The sequence below is a fragment of the Legionellales bacterium genome (assembly GCA_026125385.1).
In the GTDB taxonomy this organism is placed as follows: Bacteria; Pseudomonadota; Gammaproteobacteria; order JAHCLG01; family JAHCLG01; genus JAHCLG01.
Genome location: JAHCLG010000025.1, coordinates 1 through 21188 on the forward strand (window position 1 = coordinate 1; position 21188 = coordinate 21188).

The window sequence follows — 21188 nt, forward strand, 5'->3', positions numbered from 1 at the left end:
TTTAGACGTCGCGCAATTTTATTTAAATCGTCGCGCCTATGTGGCAGCAGCCAATCGTGCCGGTCAATTAGTTCGCAACTATCCGAGCAGTGAAAGTGTGCAATACGCGCTGGGAATTATTATTCAAGCCAATCGCTTATTGCATTTAGCAGGTCCTGCGGAAGATGCGTTAAAAGTATTACGCTTAAATTATCCTAATTCACCCGTACTGCGTGATTTGGCTAAGCATGGGTACATTGCGACGAATTCTTAATTTAATGAATGTAGTGTTAGGGAGTAAAACACGATGAGTAAAAAAATTGGTATTTTAGTTGGAAGTCTGCGCAAAGAATCGTTTAATCGTAAAATTGCCAAACAATTAATCGAGTTAGCGCCAGCTTCGCTTACCTTTGAATTTATTGAAATTAATAATTTACCGTTTTATAACGAAGACTTGGAAACGGCGCAACAGACATTACCCGAATGGAAAAGTTTTCGTGAAAAAATCAAAGCCTGCGACGGAATTTTATTTTGTACGCCGGAATACAATCGCTCGGTACCCGCGGTGTTAAAAAATGCTATCGATGTGGGTTCGCGTCCTTATGGGCAAAGTGTTTGGCAAAAAAAACCAGCTGGAATTATCAGTGTTTCTGTAGGAGGCATTGGCGGGTTTGGAGCAAACCATCATTTAAGACAATCGTTAGTTTTTTTAGATATGCCCTGTTTACAACAACCAGAAGCTTACATTGGAAATGCGAGTCAATTATTTAACGAAGCCAATCAAATCACCCAAGAATCGACTCTGGCATTACTAAAAAACTATAGTAATACGTTCGCAGCATGGGTGGAGGCTCATTCCTAACGCTTGAAAATTCACGCTACTTAACACGAAGTAAAACGTAGCCTGTAGCCTGGAACTTCGCTGCGCTGCGCTGCGATCCAGGATCCCAACTATAAAAAAATTAAACCTTTCATCCTGGATCGTAGCTTTGCTGCGTTCCAGGATGATCTCTAAAAAATATGAACACTCTCATTATAAAATAATTTAACATCCATTTCTTAGCGCCCGTTGATAATTCGCTATACTAAGACGCCCCCATGTCTTTTGAATAACACAATATCGATTACATGCCGTAAAAAAATCAATGAGCCACATCCTCAGGACTTACGAAAAACGAGAGTTTTGTTTGCAATCGACGCACGAACCATCGCGAGTAGCGCAGCAAGGTTCGTAACGAAGAGTGCAGGCAAAAATCGAAGTTTTTCGTAAGTTCTGATCCCGTAACACAGAATTGTTAATGCTCCTGAACTCTGTTTAAGATAATAAACCGATTATAATCCCAGCATCGTATTTTTTGGGTGGATTTTGACTAGGTATACAAGAATGTTTTCACTATTAAGAAAATTTGGTATGTTTTCACCGTTCAAAAGACTGAGTATGATTTCAAGTTTAGTAGCAGCTGCTTATGGAATATCGCAGTTAAATCAAAAACCCTCATCTCGTTCTTTAAATTCACTACAACAACATCATCAAACGCTCATCATGTGTCCTTTTGGTATGCTATTACCACTCGACCAGCGGCGTACCATTGCAGCGTTTAATAAACATTATCAAGATGCTCATGGTTCCACGCTGGATTTGCGTTCGATAATGCCTTGGTTTTTGAGCATTGAACAACGCTTCGCCGTGGGTGATATGAGTGTGACGAACTTTACTCAAGCACTGAAACAGCAATTAAAAATGGACGTACCCGATGAAGTGATCCACGACAGTTGGAATGCTATGTTAGGTAACCCCGATCCTCAATTAATCACCCAACAATTGAGTCAGGCTCAAGAAGTTTTTCAACAATCCCCGGTTGAGATCATCCCTTATGCTCATACCAATCCACTTCACTATGATTTTCTTACTAAAAGGTTACCTCATGTGCATTGGGAAAGCAGTTTTTTATGGAGACTACCTAAAGAACTACTGCCTACTGCAATTGTACAAGCGAAGAAACAACAGGGGCAAATTGATGGCGTATGTCTCATTCTCCCACCCTATGAAAACACCCCTGCTAATACTACTCAGGCAAGAGACAGTGCTAAGGCAGAGGAAAGCGCTAAACGGTTAAGCGCTTATTGTGAGGCCAAGTCAATATCGCTTGCTATTATCAGAAATGGAAATTTAGTCGAGGCTTGTAAACTCTGCAATCGTGAATTAGCAAATTTCGCAGCGAAGGCGCAAGCAGCGACTCAACGCAAATCATGGTAGAGAAGTTTTTAAACCAGGATTTGGCGATTGAAATGGTTCGTAAGAAGCACTTTCAATTTAATTACCAAAATAATATGATACGCTCCTCAATCCCTACTGATTAGCCTCTGACAAAAACAACAAGGAGAACATGATGCAATTGACAATGTGTAGAAGCAAAATTCACCGAGCCACGGTTACTGATGCCAATTTAAACTACGTGGGATCGATCACAATTGATAAAATTCTCCTCCAGGAAGCCAATCTGCGAGAATTTGAACAAGTTCATATTGTTAATAACAATAATGGCGCACGATTTGTGACTTATATCATTGAAGGTGAGCCAGGATCGGGCACCATCTGTTTAAATGGCGCTGCCAGTCGTCTTGCGCAACCGGGTGATATTATTATCATCATCGGCTATGGAATATTTGATGAAGCCGAGCTTAACCATTTTCAACCTAAAATTGTCTACGTTGACCCAGCGAATCGACTCATTAGAGAAGATCAAGCATTGAAACTCGTTAAAAACACTGCGTTTGAATAGTATTTGTAATAAAAATATTCGCGTTGAAAACATCAAGGGAGATAGCCTTATGAATCAACAACAACTGGAAAATCGCATTATTGAAATTGCCAACAAAACATTGCTGGAAAATCAGTATGTCTCTTGGTTCGATATTCTCTTAGGCCTTGGGTGGTTGCAATCTACCCCGTTGGATAATTGGCGAAAAGGACGCATGCCGTATTTAGAGCAGGTTATGCAAGCTAATCCCAATAAATTAAACTACGCGATGAACTATTTTCGTCAATGGGCCAATGACTGCGGTTTAATCCCGAGTGAAACTAGCTATTTTACTCGAACAGATGGCCAAGAACGCGAGTTACAGGTTAGCAAAAGTGGTGATCCCGTTATTGAGAAATATTACCGAACTCAGTATCTTTCCCCCAATTTATCTCAAAAAAAACAAGACAGTTTAAAAGCAAAGTTAGACCAACCTCCAGAACCTGTGGTGTTTTCTATTCTCAAAGAGGCAACCTGTGAGCAATGTCAGCAAACTTTACCCAAAGACAGTTTCTTATATAAAGAACAAGAAAAGCCTTTGTGTATGAAATGTGCCGGGCTTGACCAACTCGTCTATTTGCCAGCAGGCAATGCCAAACTGACTCGGCGTGCAAAACAATACAGCAAAACTTATGCGGTAGTGCTGCGTTTTAGTCGGGCAAGAAAGCACTATGAACGCCAGGGCTTATTGGTTGAAGAAGCGGCATTAAAACAAGCCGAACAAGAAATCAGTTAAAATACATTAAATCAGCTCAATAACTTACTTTTTTTATTATTAAAATTGATTTGTGCTTAATTTAAACAAAAATAATCACCAAATACTAGTCTCTCAGGAAAAATAATGAACTAAATCGCCTCCAGAGAGGCTTTCTTTTTGTCGTAACCCATGGTGGTAACTCCACTTCGCTTCGGTTACCTTTTATTTGAATCAATTCGATCATAAATATTTAAATTGCTAGGTAATTCTGCGGGCGATATAATGCGGCTTTCATAAAAAGAAATATTTTTATTTCTTAACCTGTCGGAGAGCGATGATGCCTACTTCTAAAAATCGTTACCTTGGAATTACCCTGCCAAATGATGTCCGCCGCAAGAAGAAAAAAGTGGTCATTTCAAGTGTGCCGTTAAATAGTTCTGGTGATGTATATCATATTTTGGCTTATTTAATTCTTGCGTCTCATAAAAAGTATCAAATTCCAACAATTTTATTGATGTATGATTGTGATACAACTAAACATCAAGCTCAACGAAGTGCTAATTTTTTGAGAGTCTTAGGCTTTGGCGAGCATGTGGAGGTAAATAGCTTACCCCGCACAAGAACCTCACCGACTAAAAAAATAGCGTTTCGCCCAAATTCTCGTCAAGCAGATTTAGAGCGATTTTTTATAGCTCTAGCAAACAAACAAAAGCAATCAATCGCTTATCTTGATCAAATGGCGTGCACATCTATAATTGCGCAAGAATTTCAAAAGAATGCTACCAATACCAGTGAAATAATCAGAAATCGATTAGATGTAGTTGATGTCCAATTTTTTCCAAAGGAGCAACAAGAAAAAGTTCGCCACTCTATTAAAAATGAAATGACTCGAATTATTAAATATCAAAAATGTCAAGAAAAACCCTTGGTTATAATGCATTTGCGTTATTCCGATGGTGCCAATTCTAAACAAAATATTCCTGACTCTGTTGTTCCAAAAATAATTAAATATTTAGACCAAAAAGGATTTTGTTGTTGGTTGATTTTAGCAGATAGTCGCCATAACCCGGGTAAATTTTCCAAAATGCATAAATCAGAACCTTTTAACAAACCTTATATCGAAACAACTATTAATGGGGTTAGTTACGAATACGGAAAACTTATCCATGTTGGTTTGTTGAAGAAATTATACCAATATGAGCAATATAAAGGAATGATCGGAAATACCAGTGGAACTTTAGATATAGCGAGCTTAATGGGACATAATGTATTTAATATCCATCAATTTAGTTATGATGCACCTAGTTACCAAGATTATAGAATTTTATTGCAAGCTCAGTTTATGAGTGTGGTGGATTTTGATCTACAAACTCTCGCTGATGAATTTCCGAAACTCAAGCGGGCTAATTCTAAAAAAGTGGTGACGACTCTGTTTGATAATATTGAACCTTGGGTTGAAGACGAAGATCACGACTCTATGCCGAATATTACTTATTTTAATAAAAATAATCGCCCTAATTATGCCGATAAATCTGGAAAAGCAGGATTTCGTAAATCCTTAACTTTCATGATATTTAAATATCCTGGAAAATGTAATAAGAAAGATAAGGAAAATAGTATCCTAAATGAGTCTTATGAAATTACGGGATCTCCTACTCAATTTAAAAAAATCATGAGCCGTTTGACAGAATAATGAGCCAGCTCCACTTCAATAGACACTAATTCAGGACTTTGAACAGGTTCTTAAGAAAAGCTTCGATTTTTGCCCGCACTCTTCGTCACAACGAAACTTGCTGAGTTGCTCACGACGTTTCGTGCCTTTATTGCAAACAAACTCTCGTTATCGCACGCACTGTAATTGCATTTTTTTCAAAGACCCACAACCAAGACAAAAGGCTGTCAAATTGATTTTCTAATTCAGGCTAAAACGTGTGTTGATCTATACCTGCGAAGTTAAATTTAGCTGAAATGAAATAAAACATAAAAGCCAGCAGTAGCGCTTTGAATTTATTTGGTACCGAGGGTCGGAATCGAACCGACACGGTGTCACCACCACCGGATTTTGAATCCGGCGCGTCTACCAGTTCCGCCACCCCGGCACTTCATTGCGGATGGTGAGTATAGCGAAATTTTTTTATAAACAAAAGCAAAAAATAAAAAAACCCTGCAACATACAGGGTTTTTAATTTGAGGCTGGAAGAAAAAATTAATTCAAGGTAGGATTTTGTTTTTCATGCAGGCACAATACATTGCAACGAGCGCGATGAATTAAGCGATTAACTACTGATCCGCCGAAAATGGGAGGTAGAAGGTCGTCTTCAACATCGCCAGTAATGATCAAATCCACGTTTAACTTATCTGCCATTAACAAGACTTCTTTTTCCAGTGAGCCTATCATGACCCATTGGTGATCTTCAGCAATATTCAGGGTATGGCCAAGTTGAGCAATTTTATGTTTGGCATCCATATAAAGCTTATCTTGGATATCGATAATGGAAGGAACTTGGAAATAAAAAGTGGGGATTTTGGTAATGACATGAATCAGTGATAATTCAATATCTGGCCAGGCAATCCGTAATTGATTAGCTTGTTCAAGAATACTGTGGGTATCTTCAACCAGTAAATTGGTTACGAGCAGAGCGTGGCGATATCCTTTTCTGTCCATACTGTTTCTCCTAGTGATGTGGTTAGCGCTTTGTCAGCGAGTATTTTTGCGGTCTGGGGATTTGCAAATATAGAGGATCTGCAGCCAATCCACTATTGGGAAATGACTCAATGCTACGTAAGAAATAAAATAAGACATACGTGCGCAATGTCGCACACAGACATAAGATTATTTATCAATGAGATAGTGGTAAATAGCACACAAAACGATATGTAGGCTCGCTAGGATAATGAAATCAAATTTTCTGTCAAGAGGATAATTAAAATATTTATTAATGATGATGTAACCCATTGTTAAATAAGCAAACAAGAGAAAATACTCTCTAAGAGGTTAAAAATTATTATTCACATTATTAGTTATCTTAATCACAGCTATAGCAACAACTGAGCTAATTTTAAGCATTTGTGGATAAAATGTTAACTTAATAATCTAACCGATTGGATGTTTTTTGCGAGTGAGATAGTACAATCCGATTGGTTAGTTTGCGCACAAAAAGACTGAAATTTCCAGGGTTTTTGCACGCTTGAACTGATAAACGTCTCACTCTTTCCAATGATTAAAAAAAATTTCTAGAGTAAAAATAAAAATTTCGTTAAGGTATGCGGTTTTATAAAGAAGATGAAGCATTACGATGAACATGCAATTGAGCGATTTTAATTTTGAACTTCCCGAAGAATATATTGCACAATATCCATTGCCAGAAAGAACTCACAGTCGATTGTTATGTGTTGCTCCTCAGCAAGGTAGGTTCTCTCACCATATTTTCAAAGACATTGTTGATTTACTTCATCCTGGTGATTTGCTGATTGTCAACAATACGCGCGTATTACCCGCCCGCTTGTACGGTAAAAAATCCACGGGTGGACAAGTTGAGATATTATTGGAACGAATTATGCATGACAATCAGGCAATGGTTATGATCAAAGCCAGTAAATCCTTGCAAAAAGATGCACAGATTATTATCAATTCTCAATTGAGCTTAACCATTCTTGAGCGTATCGACGATCGCTTCTGCGTAAAATTTAATTATGAGGGTTCAGTAATTGAAGCCTTACAACAATTTGGACATTTACCCTTACCACCCTATATCAAGCGCGATGATAATGCCGAGGATCAAGAGCGCTATCAAACCGTTTTTTCACAGTCAGCCGGTGCTATTGCTGCACCGACGGCGGGATTGCATTTTGATGAAGCGTTACTCAAACAAATTCGAGATCGAGGAGTGGCGATCGAAGAAATTACTCTTCATGTTGGTTCAGGAACATTTGCTCCTGTTCGCGTTGACGATATCACCCAACATAAAATGCATAAAGAATATATCGACGTGTCAGCCCATGTTTGCGATGCCATTTTACAAACAAAAGAGCGCAGAGGACGGGTGATTGCCGTGGGGACTACGGTTGTGCGTAGCTTAGAAACTGCGGCTTCAAACGGAAAAATCCAACCCTTTGCAGGTGATACTGATATTTTTATTTACCCTGGGTTTCAATTTCATTGCGTTGACGCTCTTATCACCAATTTTCATTTACCACAATCAACACTACTGATGTTGGTGGCGGCATTTGCTGGATATGAAACAATGATGGCTGCGTATCAGTTGGCAATCCGTGAAAAATATCGATTTTTTAGTTACGGTGATGCCATGTTTATTGTAAATCGCGCAAATTGAAAATTTTCGATTGCGTCTGGCAAAATAACCAGGTAAATTTGACGACTTTGTAACAAGTGGGGTTTCATCACCATGAGCATTAACCTAATTAGCGTTGCCGAAGCAGCAACCACAGCGCCAATTGATCCCAGTCAGCAACATGCGAGCTTTCTGCCGATGTTAATCATGTTAGGCGGTTTATTTTTACTCATGTATTTCGTAGCCTGGGGACCGCAGCGTAAAAAAATGCAACAACATCGCAATCTAATCGAAAATCTTAGTAAAGGCGATGAAGTGGTGACTACCGGTGGTGTTATGGGAAAAATCACTAAAATTAACGACACGACGATTGCCTTGCAAATTGCAGATAACGTTGAAATTCGTTTGCAAAAACAGTGCATTCACGCCGTTTTACCCAAAGGCACATTAAAATCGTACGAATAAACAGGGTGACAGGATGTTTGGAAAAGCCGCAAATCAGCAAATTTTAAATAAATTTCCACTGTGGAAATATATTTCATTACTGGCTATCGTTATTCTCGCGTTTATTTACGCACTCCCGAATATTTATGGCGAATTGCCGGCTGTGCAAATCACCGGTAACGCGCCTGGTGTCACCGTTTCTCCTTCCTTGCAACAAAAGCTCGAAAAACTCCTCAGCGATGCAGGTATTGTTTATAGTCATCAAGAGTTAAATAATAAATTTATTCAATTTAGTTTTAACGAAACGACCGCACAATTAAAAGCTCGCGATGCAATTAAAAAAAATTTAGGGGATGACTACACCACAGCATTAAGTTTAGCGCCAGCTACGCCTACTTGGTTGCAACTTGTCGGTGCGTATCCCATGAAATATGGTTTGGATTTGCGGGGAGGCGTGCATTTCCTTTTGGATGTGGATGCTAATAGCGTCATCAAGCAACGCATTCATGGCGATGTGCGCAACATGGGAGAGCAACTGCGGGATAAACGTATTCGTTACGCTGGGATCAAACAAATCAACGATAGCACTATTCAATTGCGTTTTCGTAGTCAAGATGAACTTGATAGCGCATTTTCTTTTTTACATGCCCGCTACCCCGAATTTAGCATGATCAAAAACACGGATAATAATCAATTCAATTTAATCGCGACCATGACTCTCGATGCCCAAAATACGGCGCGCCAATATGTTATCGAACAAACCATGACAACGTTACGCAATCGTGTTGATGAATTGGGGGTTTCAAATGCCGTCGTGCAACAACAAGGTGCTAATCGTGTATCTGTCGATTTACCTGGGGTTCTCGATGCCGGACGTGCTAAACAAATCCTCGGTGGAACTGCTACGTTAGAATTTCGCTTAGTCGATGAAAACGATAACCCTGCAAACTATATTCATAGCACCCCACCGGTGGGCACAGAATTATTTTACATGCAAGATGGTGTCACCCCGATTTTATTAAAAAAAGAAATTGTGCTCCATGGCGCTTCCATTACCAGTGCGATGGCAAGTTTCGGACAAGATGGTCAGCCCAATGTTGCGATACGTTTAGGTGGCGGCGGGGAAGCCTTATTTAATCGCATAACCCGCGATAACATCGGCAAGCGTTTAGCGATTGTTTATGTTGAAACCAAAACAGAAAAAAATACCGTGGATGGAAAAACAATTTTAACACATAAAAAAATTCAACGAGTGATAAGCGCACCGGTGATTCAAAGTGCCCTAGGAGATGATTTTCAAATCACGGGTATTAGCGATCCGCGTGAAGCGCAAAATCTAGCGTTGTTACTGCGCGCAGGTGCACTTCCAGCGACCATTGATATTGCCCAAGAACGCACGGTTGGCGCCACCTTAGGAAAAGAAAATATTAATCGTGGATTATTTTCAATCGTGTTAGGTTTTGTATTAATTTCAATTTTCATGATGGTCTATTATCGTCTCCTTGGCATTTTTGCGGTGATTGCCTTATTCATGAATTTAATTATTACGGTTGCGATTTTATCGATTTTAGGTGCCGTGTTAACCTTGCCTGGAATTGCCGGTATCGTCTTAACTGTGGGAATGGCAGTGGATGCAAACGTATTAATTTTTGAACGCATACGCGAAGAAATTCGTTCGGGATTATCACCCCAAGCCGTTATCCATGCGGGATATAGCCGTGCATTCGCCACCATTGTCGACTCTAACTTAACGACGTTAATTGCAGCGTTTGCCCTCTTCGGTATTGGTACAGGCCCAATCAAAGGTTTTGCGATTAGTTTAAGTGTGGGCTTATTAACCTCAATGTTTTCAGCCATTACCGGAACACGTGCCTTGGTCAACTTAGCATATGGTGGCCGTAACGTGAAAAAATTATCGGTTGGTATTTAATATAGGATAAAGACATGGAATTTTTCAAACAAAATACCAAAATAGATTTTATGGGTTTGCGAAAATGGGCAGCCGTATTTTCATTTATTTTATTTGCAATTTCCATTACGTCATTATTTATTAATGGCTTAAAATTTGGTTTGGATTTCACCGGTGGAATTCAAATCGAAATGACGTATTCCCATGAAGCCAATATTCCGCAAATCCGTCAAACACTGCACCAAGCAGGATTCGATCAGGCTATCGTCCAAACCTATGGCAATGTCAATGACGTCTTAGTCTCTTTGGGCTTTCCTAAAAATATTAATAGCGGTGATACGAAAGCGGCTGATGCTATTCAGCAACAACTTCGTGATCGCATCGAAAATTTATTACCAGGTGCTTCTATTCAACGTGTCGATTTTGTGGGCCCGCAATTAGGTAAGGAATTAGCAACTCGCGGCGCATTAGCCTTAGTGATCGCCATGATAGGCACCATGATCTATATTTTATTGCGCTATGAATATCGTTTTGCCGTGAGCTCCGCGATTGCTCTCATTCACGATCCGGTATTAATTCTCGGTATTTTTTCTTTATTTCATATTGAATTCGATGTTAATGCCTTAGGCGCGTTGTTAGCGGTAATTGGTTATTCCTTAAATGATACCGTAGTAGTATTCGATCGAGTGCGAGAAAATTTCCGTAAGGTGCGTAAATTAGCGCCGGTGGATATTATGAATTTATCCATTAACCAAACACTGTCGCGCACCATCATGACCTCTGGGTTAACGTTAGTGGCAGTTGTGGTATTGTATTTTTTTGGTGGGGCAATGCTTGCAAGCTTAGCACTCGCGATGATCATCGGCGTGGTTGTTGGAACTTATTCGTCGATTTATGTAGCTGGTGCCCTCGCTTTGGCCATGGGATTAAACCGCAACGATTTAATGCCTACTCCAAAAACAGAGTTAGACGAACGCCCATAAACGTTAGGGCGTGTTGACAATTCTACTCTGCTAGCCGTATCTCGCTGATTTCCTCTGATCCGCTGCTCATTTACTTAGTGTAAACTGCGCGCTAGTGCTCAAAAATCAACGAGCTACGTAAAGCCATAGCGAATTCGCAACACGCCCTAGCCACAGTGGGCTTATTATTTAACCAAACTCAAAAATTCTGCGCGCGTTTGGCTATTACGTCGCAATAAACCTAACATACTAGAGGTGGTAAGTACGGAATTTTGTTTTTCGACGCCACGCATCATCATACACAAATGTTGTGCCTCGATGACGACGCCAACGCCCACCGCGTCGGTAGTTTCAGCAATGGCTTCGGCAATTTGGTGAGTGAGTTGTTCTTGAATTTGTAAACGTCGCGCAAATAAATCAACAATTCTCGCTAGCTTGGAAACGCCTAAGACTTTACCCCGTGGTAAATAACCCACATGACATTTACCAATAAACGGCAGTAAATGATGCTCGCATAATGAATAAAGCTCAATATTTTTAACGATGACCAAATCATCGCTGGTGGTTGGAAATAATGCGCCATTGACAATATCTTGCAAGTTTTCTTGATAGCCTTTGGTTAAATAGCGCAACGCTTTTGCCGCACGCTCTGGAGTTTTTTGCAAACCTTCGCGTTGACCCTCTTCGCCAATTTCATGAATTAATTGTTGATACAGTTGAGTTAAATTATCCATTTGGTGTCCAATCATATAAAATAGCATCACTGTGAAAAGGTTAAGTGATGAGCTTATGTCAATGAATCATGATTTTACGAGTTGGTTGAACCCTTGGCAACATTTTTGCAATCAAATCGATTTATCAACCGACACCGCTCAGGGATGGCTAGAACAATTGGAAAAGGGCTTAGCTCAATTTACAGAATCTTTACCAAAAGAAAAGATTCCACAGCAACCTTATTCTGCATTTTGGCAAATTTGGATGGAACATTGTCAAACAGTACTCAGTCAATTGAAGGTGCAATTAACGCCAGAGTTCACTTATCAGCAGGCGATAGAATTATGGATAAAATTAAGCGAAAACGATTATCAACGTTTATTGCACGACGCGGATTATCAACAGATTATCGGGGCATGTGTTAATCAATGGTTAGCTGAAGATGTTAAATAGTTTGTTACTAAACTCTGAAAATATAAAAACACACTACTCAGGCTGTGAGCGGAAATTAGTGTGGCAAAAAGATAATGTTAAGCTTTGGTACTATCGACAACATCATGCGCTACCTGGAATTTCTCCGCTATTGTTGATTTACGCATTTATTAATCGTCCCACCATTTTAGACATCAATCAAGAATATTCATTTATTCAGGCGTTACTTAGCCAAGGATTAGAAATTTATTTAATTGAATGGGGTGATCCTAATCAAGAGCAATCCACCTTACATTTTTTAGAGTATTTGAATTATATCAAACCGTGTGTCTCAATATTACGCCAACATCACCACACCGAAAAAATTAATGTCTTAGGTATTTGCCAAGGGGGTAATTTAGCATTAGCGTATACAGCATTATATCCTCAACAGATAGCTCATCTGATAACGCTAGTTACTCCCGTTAATTTCCATGCACCTCGCTTTATAATCAGTGAATTGGTTCGTAATATAGATGTGAATTTATTCCATGAAAAATTTGGCAATATTCCTGGAAAATTGTTAGCGCAATTTTTTTTATCATTAAAACCTTATCAACTCACCATAGGAAAATGGTTGCAACTTCATAATATTCAACATGATCAGCAAAAGCTGCAACAATTCTTGTTGGTAGAAAAATGGTTATATGATACGGTTGATCATCCTGGACAAGCTTTTTTAGATTATTGTCAACACTATTATAATGAGAATTTATTGATCCAAGGGAAAATTAAATTTGGTTCGCGCCGCGTCCAATTAAATAACATCACTTTGCCAGTGTTAAATATTATTGCATTACAGGATCATATTGTTCCTCCAGCATCGAGCGAATATTTAAAAAATTGTATTGATAACACCTATTACCAGCAATTAAAATTTAATATTGGTCATATTGGGATATTCATCAGCCAACAGGTGTTACCCGAATTAACCACCGCAATAAAAAATTTTTGCCAAGAGAATACTGGAGAATAAACCATGCGCCATCCTAATGTAACCTTCAAAAAATCCCGTATTCATCGTTATGGCTTATACGCTAAAAAAGCCTTGAGCAAAGGTGATTTTATTATTGAATATACGGGCAAAAAAATCACTAAATCGCAAAGCGCAAAAATTTTAACTCAGGATTTACCGCACGTATACATTTTTGAACTTAATCAGCGCTACGATATTGATGGCGATACCAACGATAATATTGCCAAATACATTAACCATTCTTGCGATCCCAATTGCTATACGGATATTGTTAACAGCAAAGTGTGGATCGTGGCTTTGCGCGATATTAAATTACAAGAAGAACTTAGCTACGATTACGGTTTTGCGCGCTACGGCTGGGAAGAACGTCCGTGTCGCTGTGGAAGTTCGCAGTGTTTTGGATTTATGGTCGCGCGCCAACATTGGGGAGCGATTAAAAAAACTAAACGCTACCAACAATTAGTGTCGGTTTTAAATCGGCAAACTTAACATTCAAGCGTGAAGAATCTATGCTAACCGGGAGGCCAATGCATGGTGCGCCCGCCTAATATGTGACAATGCAAATGAAAAACTGTTTGCCCACCATCGAGATTGCAATTAATGACTAAACGGTAACCATTTTCAGCATGTCCCTCATCACGCGCAATTTGACTTGCCATAATTAATATATGCCCCATTAATGCTTGATGGGTGGTATCAAGCGAATTTAAATTCGCAATGTGTTGACGGGGCGTAATGAGTATATGAGTGGGTGCTTTAGGATCAATATCTCGAAATGCAATGACATGCTCATCTTCATAGACGATTTGACTTTTAATTTCGCCGGAAACAATTTTACAAAATAAACAATCCATTATACGCTCCTTATGATATTTAAAATGATACAAAAAAGTATTTTACTCATGTTCAAGTAATACTAGTAACTCTTCACCAAATTCTTGACGATATAAGTTGCAGGTGAGTGTAAATTGTTGCGCAAGTTTTTGTTGATCCAAGTTATCAGGATAACTCGGCTCATGATGCAAATAATACCCGGCTAATTGTAAACAATCTTGGGTGTAACGTTGAGTATTTAAGATGTGGTTATGCCAACATTCGTCAATTTCACGCGTGGGAACCAACTTATGTTGCGGATATTTCACCATTAACCATAAAAAGCGTTTATATAACAACAAACACAGCTCAGCCTGAGGACGTGACCAGCGTGGCAGTGGATACGATGTTGAGCACATGCTCGTGCAAATATCGTCAAAATTTAAATCTTCCCAGTATTGGCGTGCAGTCTCTAAATTAACACTCATGAAATTAACACTCATGCTGCTTGACACGTTCCCGATGCGCAAGTCCCGTTACAACCGGCATTATCCAATTTTTGGTACTCGTTGATTGACTGGGTGAGTGGAAGAAAGACACTCTTACGTTCTTGGTTACTAGGACTGAGAAAGAGGATCTCATTCAAAGCAAGTCGTTGTTCATTCATCATCATAGTCCATCTCAAAAAAGTAGGGTTAATGATTATAAAAAATAATTGTATACTTGTCATGTTGATTAATATTGAAAAAGCAAATAGGAAGTGATATGAGATATAATGTGGTGAATTTTGCGCTCATTGCAACATTAAAAAGTTTAGTCGGCTGTCAAGTCACTTCAAATAAAAGTGAGCTTGAACAGCATAAAAATTTACTTTTTCGCAGTTATGCCAAAGATGTGCGAGGGCCTGAGATTATTACTTATCCCACAACAGAAAAAGAAGTGGCTCAAATTGTCAATTTTTGCATAAAAAATAAATTACCAATTATCCCTTATGGGGCTGGTACTAGTACGAGTGGCCAAGTTTCCGCAGAATATGGAGGAGTATTTTTAGATTTTTCGAAAATGCAAAGGATAATTGAAATCAATACTCAAGAAGGCTACGTGGTGGTTGAGCCTGGCCTTTCGCATAATATATTGAATAAACGCTTGAAAAAATATGGATTTTATTTTCCCGTTGAAGCAGGCAAGCATGCGACGGTGGGTGGAATGTATGCGACAAATGCCGCGGGTGCAGGTGCGGTAGATTCTGGCTCGATGAAACAAAATGTCATGGCCGCACGAGTGATTACCATTTCTCATGATATTGCAGAAATTACCGAACTAGGCCAATTAACGCGAAAATCTTCTGCGGGATACAACTTATTAGAATTATTTTGTGGGGCGGAGGGTACCCTCGGGGTAACCACGCAATTAACTCTTAGAGTGAGAAAAATTGCAGGTTCTACAATGACGATGGTTGCACAGTTTGACTCGATAAAAGATCCTATCAATGTGGTAATGAATACTCGAGATTACGTCAGATTTAAAAAAATTGAATTATTAGATCAATTACAAACAGAATGTTGTGTGTCTTTTTCCAAAATTTATTTTCTCAAAAAAGATAGAGTTACCTTATTAATCGAATTAATGGGGGAAGAAAATGAGTTAATGCGCAACTCAGAAATGGTGAGTTCAATAATCAAAATAAATAATGGTTCAATGATTGATATTAAACCTTCTCAATATAAAAGCCTATGGAAAATGCGTAAAATGGCGGCTAATGCGGTTATTCACACTTTGGGTAAAAATAAAAATGCCATAGCCACTGATTCTTGCGTGCCATTGTCTGAGTTGGCTCTATGTATCAATAGTAGCTATAAAGTCATGCATTCGCTTAATATTAAAGCACCGCTAATTGCTCATCTAGGTGATGGTAATTTCCATTTTACACTTTTATTTGATCCTACTAATCAAGAGGAGTTAGGTCAGATTAAAAATTTTCAGCAGCAGATTAATGGTTTAGCTAGAACATTTAAAGGAACCTGCAGTGGCGAGCATGGAATTGGGACTGATAAAAAATTGGATCTAGCAAAAGAACGCCCTTCGGCGGTGGAGATTATGCGGATAATTAAAAAAACTCTCGACCCATACAACTTATTAAATCCAGGTGTGCTTTTTTCCAATATTACTGCAAATCCTACTCCTTTTTCAGTGAGGATCCCTTCAAAGCTTTGATGAGTTTGAGTTCGATCACATTATTGCCTGAAGAATTTTTAACGTCATAGATATCGCAGCCTTCATATTTTTTTAAAAAAATCATGAAATAAAGTAAGGGAAAAATCATTAATAAAGAGTAAATCATTTTAAGCAACCACGAGTTTATCATTAACTTAAATATCGCGTAATGATTTAAACTGTTATAGTAGGTTATCGAATAACAAAAAAAATTGAATAATAACTCTGAAATCGCAGTCGTCCACAAACAACGTTGCCAGAAATATTTTCCTTTAAAAATAATTTTTAATCGTGTGAGTCGATAAACATTGGTAAGATCGCTGCAAATTAATCCTACTAAACAACCGAGAAAAAGTTTTGGCGCATGACTAAACACTAGCGTATAGGCTTCTTGATGTGGAGGTGCAATTTTCGCAGAAGGAATCATGACAATAAGATAAGTGAGGAAATTAAATAGCATTAAACAAAGAATGCTTGAGATCACCATTTTTACTGCCAATTTTCTGCCATAGACTTCTGCTACAACACCGCTTAATAAATAAGTGGTAGGGAAAATTAAGATACCACCCGGTTCAGAGAGTCCAAATAAATTAATAACCTTAAGTGGTAAAAGCACAGACACAATCAGCAATACAGAGTAGAGCATGCAAAGGGGTGCGTATAGCTTAAAACCTTTTTTTTCTGCTAAATATTCCATGAGGCTAGGGTTCCTTCAATTTTTCGATAACCGAGAGCGCTGTAATTTGTTTGATATCTTCACACGACATGTAGTGAATGAGCTGAGGCTGAGTGAGAATTTCGCTGGGTCTAAAATAATAGAGTTGTCTTGTATTAACATTAACAATTTCTAAGGTCAATAAATGATTAGTAGTATGGATATATTGAATGGTATAAAAGATCGGATTATGCTGAAGTTCGAACAATTTTTTCTTATCACCTGAGGAAAATAACTCAAAAAAATTATGGGTAATTAAAGTGCTGAGTTTCAAAGTGGCCGTGGTCATTTGACCTGTAAATTCAACCGTCACAAATATTTCGTTATCAATGATTTTAATGTTGTGATCACAGATGCGACAGGCATGCGGAATGGTTTTTTTTTCCAGATTTTTGTATAGTTCAAATAGTCGACTAAAAATATTTTTTTTGCTTTTTTTCTCATAGTTAAGCAACATCATTCAAATCAAACTCCATTTTCAAATTAACGACTCAATAATAGTGAAACGCTAACAGGCTCTGCAATTATTTTAATTCGCAATGTCAACTGCCGAATTTAGGCTCAATGATAACTTTTTCTTGAATAATTCCCATAATAATTCCCAATACAGTTAAGTTTTCGTGAGTTTCTGACATCTTATCAGCGAGGCCAATCAGTGGAAAGAGTTGCTTTTTGCCGCCACTGTATAAAAGTTGACGAATTTCAATATGATTGCCAACACTTACTAACACAAAATGTGTATTTTCGTTCAATACGGAGCTAGGTTTTACGATTAAAGTAGAATCAAAACGAAAGAGGGGCTCCATTTTATTATTAGTGACTAAAATAGCCAATATATCGTTGTCATAGTGTTTGGTTACAGTGATAAATCGTGAAGTCGTTATGGATGAATTTTTTATAGAGCTGTGAGATAACTCATCCCATCTGAGCAAAGGAATTTTATTCTCGATTTTTTCAGCATGTTGCTGAGATAAGGAAAAATGTAGCGCTTCTTCACCGATTAATTGACTCAAAGAAATATTAAAAAATTCAGTGATGGGTTTTAGTGTGGCTAAGGTGGGATTTTGATTTTCTCCTTTGACTAAACGATTAATAACCGCTTGTTTTAAGCCTGTTTTACGACTTAATTCACGCTCACTTAACTGATGAACGCGTAATAGTTTTTTTAAATTCTCACTTAAATGACGCTCGTTGTTTTCTGCATTTATTTTAGAATGAATTGGAATAAGTTTGGCCAAAATAATTCCCTTACTGATATGATAAATGTTGACAAGTCACAAGTGAAACTTTAAAGTTTCACTTGTAGGGTCATCAGCTAAGCTGCTGTGTTTGTATTGTATATGAGTTCCAATCCTTCATCAAAATTAATTTTTGTGAGAGTGTAGGCAAAAATGGAGTGATGTCATGAACGCTAAAATCACTAAGGAACAGATAGTACAGGTCGCATTAAACCATTTAATGGATTATGGCTATGCGCGCACGTCAATTCATGACATCGCCACATTATGTGGGATAAAAAAAACTAGCATTTACCAGCACATTAATAACAAGGATGAATTAGCTCTCTTGGCACTGGATTTCAAACTCAAGGCAGTAAAAAATAAAATCAATAAAATACTGGCCGATCCGGCGATTGAGAATCGCGTTGCTGAAGTTACCTTATTTTACAAGTTGGTGGCCAATGAAATTAATCATTTCCAATCGCTTAAAATGGAAACTGTATCGAAACAATTGCTGCAAGATAAACTCGATGAATATTTTCATACCATTCGCGAACTGGTGTTGATTATGGTCAAACATTATATCAATTACCCTGCCCAGTTAAATATGATACTCTATCCACTACTGTCGGTGTTATCAGCACCTTTATTGAATTTAATTTTACATGGTCCATGAAATTATTTTTCTTAAACACTTTCTTTAAACGCTCGTATTATTTTGCTGGAATATTCAGTCTGCTCGCGCATGGGTTACTACTTATGCTGTTGTTTATCTCGATAATACACCGTGAAAATACGGCCATTATTGGCAAAACCCTATTCATGCAAGCGCGAGTAGTGGTGGAACATGAGGCTTTGCTGAAGCAGAAAACATCAATACCACACAATAATTCTGCGCTGCCTCCACCCAATCTCAAAAGAACTTCATCACAGCCTCATAGGATAAGCACGCACCCCGCTTCGACGCAGCCAAAGGTATCAGGACAAGACTTCAATCACCTCATTAATGTGTTATATCAACAAGTTAACCAACATAAATTTTACCCCGAGCTTGCGCAAACGCTGGGGCAGACAGGGGTGGTTATCGTGATGTTTGATTTGAAAAACAACGGCTCAATCGAGCATTTACACGTGATTCATTCCAGTGGTGCAAAACTACTCGATCAAGCGGCATTACAAGCGGTAAACGCCGCTGTGCCATTTCACGGGATAAGTCAACAATTCTTATCCTCCCGTATCATACGCTTAGCACTTAATTATCAAATGAGCGAGGGCGATTAGAGCGTTGAGTAAGTTGCGGGCTACCCTAGCGTAGAATTTTGTCATCACGCCCTAGTGTTCAAAGCGAATACTTATGATATACTCCGCGCTTTGTAATTGTTTGTCTATATCTTGATGTCTAACCAGGAGGAATGGTGAAATGAAAAAGTTGATGATCATCGCAGTATCTGCAATGGCTTTAATCTGTGGTACAAGTTTTGCAACTGAAGCAACTCCAGCTGTTAAAGTGGGTGTTGTTAATGTTCAAGAAATTTTGCAAAAAGCTCCTGAAGCGCAAAAAATGAATGCTGAATTAGAAAAAACCTTTAAACCCCGCCAAGATAAAATGGAAGCACTGAATAAAAAAGTGCTAGAAGAACGCGATAATTTAAGTCGTAATAGCAGTGTTATGTCGGAAAAACAACGCACGCAAGCACAAAATCAATTATTAGAAAATCAAAATCAGCTACGTCAAATGGCACAAAAATATCAAGACGATTTAGTGCAGGCGCGTAATCAAGACATGCAAAAATTATTTGAAGTTGTCCGCGATGCGGTGCAAAAAGTCGCAAAAGCCGATAATTTAAACATCGTCTTTGAAGCACATTCCATTGCGTATGTTGCTCCACAATTAGATATTACCAATCAAGTTGTGAAGGAAATTAAATAAGTAATGTCTTTTCAGCACTACACATTAGCACAACTGGCTCACCATCTTGAGGCAGAATTAAAAGGCGATGGTGACTGTGTGATCACTGGCTTGGCGACCATTCAAAACGCCAAGCCAGGTGAAATATGTTTCTTGAGTAATTCCAAATATCGTAAATATTTAGCGCAAACACAAGCGGCTGCTGTTATTCTCGATGCGAGTGAAGCAGAAAATTGTCCGGTTAACTGTTTAGTCATGGAAAATCCGTATTTGGGCTATGCTAAAGCTGCCGAATTATTTGCGCCAAAACGTGAATTTAAACCAGGATTACATGCAACAGTCGTTTGCGGCGAAGAGTGCCAGATCAACCCTCATGCCAGTATCGGTGCGCATGTCACGCTGGGTGACAACGTGATAATAGAATCCGGTGTCATTATCGAGGCGGGTTGCAGCATCGGTGATAATGTCGTGATACGCGCGAATACTCACCTTTATCCACGAGTGGTTCTTTATCGTGGTGTGAATATTGGTAGCGATTGTGTGATCCACAGCGGTGTGGTGATCGGCAGTGATGGATTTGGCATGGCAAATCATCAGGGTCAATGGATCAAAATCCCACAATTAGGCAGCGTGATGATTGGTAACCGCGTAGAAATCGGCGCCAATACCACGATCGATCGGGGCGCACTTGAAGACACCGTGATTGAAGATGGGGTGAAATTAGATAATCAAATTCAAATCGGTCACAATGTCGTAATTGGAGAAAACACGGCAATTGCGGGATGTGTAGGAATTTCGGGAAGCACCAAAATCGGAAAAAATTGCGCGATTGGTGGTGGAACCTGTATCGCTGGTCATATCACGATTGCCGATAATGTGAGTTTCACGGGAATGTCGGGTGTCTACGCTTCTATCGAACAAGCGGGTCTGTATTCTTCTTTTACCGCCGTGCAAGAGTCACGGACTTGGATTAAAAACTTGAGTCGCCTACACCATCTCGATGAATTAGCCCGCAAACTAAGTAAATTAGAAAAAATGATTGCTGAATTACAGCGCGAAGTGATCGCTTAAG

25 protein-coding genes and 1 tRNA gene are annotated in these 21188 nt (G+C 38.8%); 18 read left to right on the forward strand and 8 right to left on the reverse strand.

What is annotated here, in order from left to right; translation table 11 throughout:
* From bamD to KIT27_09315, 6 genes are all read left to right on the forward strand, one after another.
* A partial coding sequence (gene bamD / locus KIT27_09290; GenBank protein ID MCW5589841.1) for an outer membrane protein assembly factor BamD occupies nucleotides 1–253 on the forward strand: 253 nt, incomplete at its 5' end.
* Between the two features lie 33 nt (nucleotides 254–286).
* Nucleotides 287–841, forward strand: a complete 555-nt coding sequence (locus KIT27_09295; GenBank protein ID MCW5589842.1) for an NAD(P)H-dependent oxidoreductase — start codon at nucleotides 287–289, stop codon at nucleotides 839–841.
* A gap of 522 nt (nucleotides 842–1363) precedes the next feature.
* Complete coding sequence (locus KIT27_09300; GenBank protein ID MCW5589843.1) at nucleotides 1364–2236, forward strand: hypothetical protein; 873 nt, start codon at nucleotides 1364–1366, stop codon at nucleotides 2234–2236.
* A 133-nt stretch (nucleotides 2237–2369) separates the two neighbouring features.
* Complete coding sequence (locus tag KIT27_09305) at nucleotides 2370–2762, forward strand: aspartate 1-decarboxylase (GenBank protein MCW5589844.1); 393 nt, start codon at nucleotides 2370–2372, stop codon at nucleotides 2760–2762.
* A 49-nt stretch (nucleotides 2763–2811) separates the two neighbouring features.
* On the forward strand, nucleotides 2812–3516 hold the full coding sequence (locus KIT27_09310; protein MCW5589845.1) for a hypothetical protein: 705 nt from the start codon (nucleotides 2812–2814) through the stop codon (nucleotides 3514–3516).
* Nucleotides 3517–3814: 298 nt separating this feature from the next.
* Nucleotides 3815–5170 carry a hypothetical protein gene (locus KIT27_09315; GenBank protein MCW5589846.1) on the forward strand — a complete coding sequence of 452 codons (1356 nt, stop codon included), beginning with the start codon at nucleotides 3815–3817 and terminating at the stop codon, nucleotides 5168–5170.
* A 319-nt stretch (nucleotides 5171–5489) separates the two neighbouring features.
* Here the strand turns inward: KIT27_09315 and KIT27_09320 are convergent.
* Together KIT27_09320 and KIT27_09325 are read right to left on the reverse strand one after the other, a co-directional pair.
* A tRNA-Leu gene (locus tag KIT27_09320) sits at nucleotides 5490–5576 on the reverse strand.
* Between the two features lie 107 nt (nucleotides 5577–5683).
* On the reverse strand, nucleotides 5684–6142 hold the full coding sequence (locus KIT27_09325) for a universal stress protein (protein ID MCW5589847.1): 459 nt from the start codon (nucleotides 6140–6142) through the stop codon (nucleotides 5684–5686).
* A gap of 637 nt (nucleotides 6143–6779) precedes the next feature.
* Here KIT27_09325 and queA point away from each other — a divergent pair.
* The 4 genes from queA to secF all read left to right on the forward strand — a co-directional run bounded on the left by queA (nucleotide 6780) and on the right by secF (nucleotide 11105).
* A complete protein-coding gene (gene queA / locus KIT27_09330; GenBank protein ID MCW5589848.1) occupies nucleotides 6780–7811 on the forward strand; it encodes a tRNA preQ1(34) S-adenosylmethionine ribosyltransferase-isomerase QueA in 1032 nt (343 codons plus the stop codon).
* 72 nt (nucleotides 7812–7883) lie between these two features.
* Nucleotides 7884–8234: a preprotein translocase subunit YajC gene (gene yajC / locus KIT27_09335; GenBank protein ID MCW5589849.1), complete on the forward strand. Its 351-nt coding sequence runs from the start codon at nucleotides 7884–7886 to the stop codon at nucleotides 8232–8234.
* Between the two features lie 40 nt (nucleotides 8235–8274).
* On the forward strand, nucleotides 8275–10143 hold the full coding sequence (gene secD / locus KIT27_09340) for a protein translocase subunit SecD (protein MCW5589850.1): 1869 nt from the start codon (nucleotides 8275–8277) through the stop codon (nucleotides 10141–10143).
* A gap of 14 nt (nucleotides 10144–10157) precedes the next feature.
* Nucleotides 10158–11105 carry a protein translocase subunit SecF gene (secF, locus tag KIT27_09345; GenBank protein MCW5589851.1) on the forward strand — a complete coding sequence of 316 codons (948 nt, stop codon included), beginning with the start codon at nucleotides 10158–10160 and terminating at the stop codon, nucleotides 11103–11105.
* Nucleotides 11106–11269: 164 nt separating this feature from the next.
* Here secF and folE read toward each other — a convergent pair whose 3' ends face one another.
* Nucleotides 11270–11818, reverse strand: a complete 549-nt coding sequence (gene folE / locus KIT27_09350; protein MCW5589852.1) for a GTP cyclohydrolase I FolE — start codon at nucleotides 11816–11818, stop codon at nucleotides 11270–11272.
* Nucleotides 11819–11879: 61 nt separating this feature from the next.
* On the opposite strand from folE, the gene KIT27_09355 reads away from it, so the two are divergent.
* Genes KIT27_09355 through KIT27_09365 form a run of 3 tightly spaced genes read left to right on the forward strand, consistent with a single transcriptional unit; the run spans nucleotide 11880 to nucleotide 13734 of the window.
* The gene (locus KIT27_09355; GenBank protein ID MCW5589853.1) at nucleotides 11880–12251 is read left to right on the forward strand and encodes a hypothetical protein; all 372 of its coding nucleotides are present in this window, start codon (nucleotides 11880–11882) and stop codon (nucleotides 12249–12251) included.
* A complete protein-coding gene (locus tag KIT27_09360; GenBank protein MCW5589854.1) occupies nucleotides 12241–13245 on the forward strand; it encodes an alpha/beta fold hydrolase in 1005 nt (334 codons plus the stop codon). The genes KIT27_09355 and KIT27_09360 overlap by 11 nt, the downstream gene beginning before the upstream one ends.
* A gap of 3 nt (nucleotides 13246–13248) precedes the next feature.
* Nucleotides 13249–13734 carry an SET domain-containing protein-lysine N-methyltransferase gene (locus KIT27_09365; protein MCW5589855.1) on the forward strand — a complete coding sequence of 162 codons (486 nt, stop codon included), beginning with the start codon at nucleotides 13249–13251 and terminating at the stop codon, nucleotides 13732–13734.
* A 23-nt stretch (nucleotides 13735–13757) separates the two neighbouring features.
* Here KIT27_09365 and KIT27_09370 read toward each other — a convergent pair whose 3' ends face one another.
* Nucleotides 13758–14099, reverse strand: a complete 342-nt coding sequence (locus KIT27_09370; GenBank protein ID MCW5589856.1) for a histidine triad nucleotide-binding protein — start codon at nucleotides 14097–14099, stop codon at nucleotides 13758–13760.
* 42 nt (nucleotides 14100–14141) lie between these two features.
* On the reverse strand, nucleotides 14142–14561 hold the full coding sequence (locus KIT27_09375) for a hypothetical protein (protein MCW5589857.1): 420 nt from the start codon (nucleotides 14559–14561) through the stop codon (nucleotides 14142–14144).
* A gap of 262 nt (nucleotides 14562–14823) precedes the next feature.
* On the opposite strand from KIT27_09375, the gene KIT27_09380 reads away from it, so the two are divergent.
* The gene (locus tag KIT27_09380) at nucleotides 14824–16272 is read left to right on the forward strand and encodes an FAD-binding protein (protein ID MCW5589858.1); all 1449 of its coding nucleotides are present in this window, start codon (nucleotides 14824–14826) and stop codon (nucleotides 16270–16272) included.
* Here KIT27_09380 and KIT27_09385 read toward each other — a convergent pair.
* The 3 genes from KIT27_09385 to KIT27_09395 form a co-directional block, all read right to left on the reverse strand.
* Nucleotides 16235–16969: a queuosine precursor transporter gene (locus KIT27_09385; protein MCW5589859.1), complete on the reverse strand. Its 735-nt coding sequence runs from the start codon at nucleotides 16967–16969 to the stop codon at nucleotides 16235–16237. The two genes, KIT27_09380 and KIT27_09385, sit on opposite strands and share 38 nt — an antisense overlap.
* A gap of 4 nt (nucleotides 16970–16973) precedes the next feature.
* The gene (locus KIT27_09390) at nucleotides 16974–17447 is read right to left on the reverse strand and encodes a hypothetical protein (protein MCW5589860.1); all 474 of its coding nucleotides are present in this window, start codon (nucleotides 17445–17447) and stop codon (nucleotides 16974–16976) included.
* Nucleotides 17448–17529: 82 nt separating this feature from the next.
* On the reverse strand, nucleotides 17530–18225 hold the full coding sequence (locus KIT27_09395; protein MCW5589861.1) for a helix-turn-helix domain-containing protein: 696 nt from the start codon (nucleotides 18223–18225) through the stop codon (nucleotides 17530–17532).
* Nucleotides 18226–18391: 166 nt separating this feature from the next.
* Between KIT27_09395 and KIT27_09400 the strand changes: the two genes are divergently transcribed.
* The 4 genes from KIT27_09400 (at nucleotide 18392) to lpxD (ending at nucleotide 21187) form a co-directional block, all read left to right on the forward strand.
* Complete coding sequence (locus KIT27_09400) at nucleotides 18392–18883, forward strand: TetR/AcrR family transcriptional regulator (protein MCW5589862.1); 492 nt, start codon at nucleotides 18392–18394, stop codon at nucleotides 18881–18883.
* Nucleotides 18884–18966: 83 nt separating this feature from the next.
* Entirely contained in the window at nucleotides 18967–19488 is a 522-nt protein-coding gene (locus tag KIT27_09405) for an energy transducer TonB (GenBank protein ID MCW5589863.1), read from the forward strand.
* A gap of 139 nt (nucleotides 19489–19627) precedes the next feature.
* Nucleotides 19628–20137 carry an OmpH family outer membrane protein gene (locus tag KIT27_09410; protein ID MCW5589864.1) on the forward strand — a complete coding sequence of 170 codons (510 nt, stop codon included), beginning with the start codon at nucleotides 19628–19630 and terminating at the stop codon, nucleotides 20135–20137.
* 3 nt (nucleotides 20138–20140) lie between these two features.
* Nucleotides 20141–21187 carry a UDP-3-O-(3-hydroxymyristoyl)glucosamine N-acyltransferase gene (gene lpxD / locus KIT27_09415; protein ID MCW5589865.1) on the forward strand — a complete coding sequence of 349 codons (1047 nt, stop codon included), beginning with the start codon at nucleotides 20141–20143 and terminating at the stop codon, nucleotides 21185–21187.
* Nucleotide 21188: the final 1 nt, after the last annotated feature.

What these genes read in the sequence shown, in the direction of transcription:
- KIT27_09375 (MCW5589857.1), bottom strand. Translation starts at nt 14,561, where the DNA reads ATGAGTGTTAATTTCATGAGTGTTAATTTAGAGACTGCACGCCAATAC.
- KIT27_09310 (MCW5589845.1), top strand. Translation starts at nt 2,812, where the DNA reads ATGAATCAACAACAACTGGAAAATCGCATTATTGAAATTGCCAACAAA.
- lpxD (MCW5589865.1), top strand. Translation starts at nt 20,141, where the DNA reads ATGTCTTTTCAGCACTACACATTAGCACAACTGGCTCACCATCTTGAG.
- KIT27_09355 (MCW5589853.1), top strand. Translation starts at nt 11,880, where the DNA reads ATGAATCATGATTTTACGAGTTGGTTGAACCCTTGGCAACATTTTTGC.
- KIT27_09360 (MCW5589854.1), top strand. Translation starts at nt 12,241, where the DNA reads ATGTTAAATAGTTTGTTACTAAACTCTGAAAATATAAAAACACACTAC.
- KIT27_09315 (MCW5589846.1), top strand. Translation starts at nt 3,815, where the DNA reads ATGCCTACTTCTAAAAATCGTTACCTTGGAATTACCCTGCCAAATGAT.
- KIT27_09410 (MCW5589864.1), top strand. Translation starts at nt 19,628, where the DNA reads ATGAAAAAGTTGATGATCATCGCAGTATCTGCAATGGCTTTAATCTGT.
- KIT27_09305 (MCW5589844.1), top strand. Translation starts at nt 2,370, where the DNA reads ATGCAATTGACAATGTGTAGAAGCAAAATTCACCGAGCCACGGTTACT.
- queA (MCW5589848.1), top strand. Translation starts at nt 6,780, where the DNA reads ATGCAATTGAGCGATTTTAATTTTGAACTTCCCGAAGAATATATTGCA.
- secF (MCW5589851.1), top strand. Translation starts at nt 10,158, where the DNA reads ATGGAATTTTTCAAACAAAATACCAAAATAGATTTTATGGGTTTGCGA.
- folE (MCW5589852.1), bottom strand. Translation starts at nt 11,818, where the DNA reads ATGGATAATTTAACTCAACTGTATCAACAATTAATTCATGAAATTGGC.
- KIT27_09380 (MCW5589858.1), top strand. Translation starts at nt 14,824, where the DNA reads ATGAGATATAATGTGGTGAATTTTGCGCTCATTGCAACATTAAAAAGT.
- KIT27_09300 (MCW5589843.1), top strand. Translation starts at nt 1,364, where the DNA reads ATGTTTTCACTATTAAGAAAATTTGGTATGTTTTCACCGTTCAAAAGA.
- KIT27_09400 (MCW5589862.1), top strand. Translation starts at nt 18,392, where the DNA reads ATGAACGCTAAAATCACTAAGGAACAGATAGTACAGGTCGCATTAAAC.
- yajC (MCW5589849.1), top strand. Translation starts at nt 7,884, where the DNA reads ATGAGCATTAACCTAATTAGCGTTGCCGAAGCAGCAACCACAGCGCCA.
- KIT27_09385 (MCW5589859.1), bottom strand. Translation starts at nt 16,969, where the DNA reads ATGGAATATTTAGCAGAAAAAAAAGGTTTTAAGCTATACGCACCCCTT.
- KIT27_09325 (MCW5589847.1), bottom strand. Translation starts at nt 6,142, where the DNA reads ATGGACAGAAAAGGATATCGCCACGCTCTGCTCGTAACCAATTTACTG.
- KIT27_09370 (MCW5589856.1), bottom strand. Translation starts at nt 14,099, where the DNA reads ATGGATTGTTTATTTTGTAAAATTGTTTCCGGCGAAATTAAAAGTCAA.
- KIT27_09405 (MCW5589863.1), top strand. Translation starts at nt 18,967, where the DNA reads ATGCTGTTGTTTATCTCGATAATACACCGTGAAAATACGGCCATTATT.
- KIT27_09365 (MCW5589855.1), top strand. Translation starts at nt 13,249, where the DNA reads ATGCGCCATCCTAATGTAACCTTCAAAAAATCCCGTATTCATCGTTAT.
- KIT27_09295 (MCW5589842.1), top strand. Translation starts at nt 287, where the DNA reads ATGAGTAAAAAAATTGGTATTTTAGTTGGAAGTCTGCGCAAAGAATCG.
- KIT27_09390 (MCW5589860.1), bottom strand. Translation starts at nt 17,447, where the DNA reads ATGATGTTGCTTAACTATGAGAAAAAAAGCAAAAAAAATATTTTTAGT.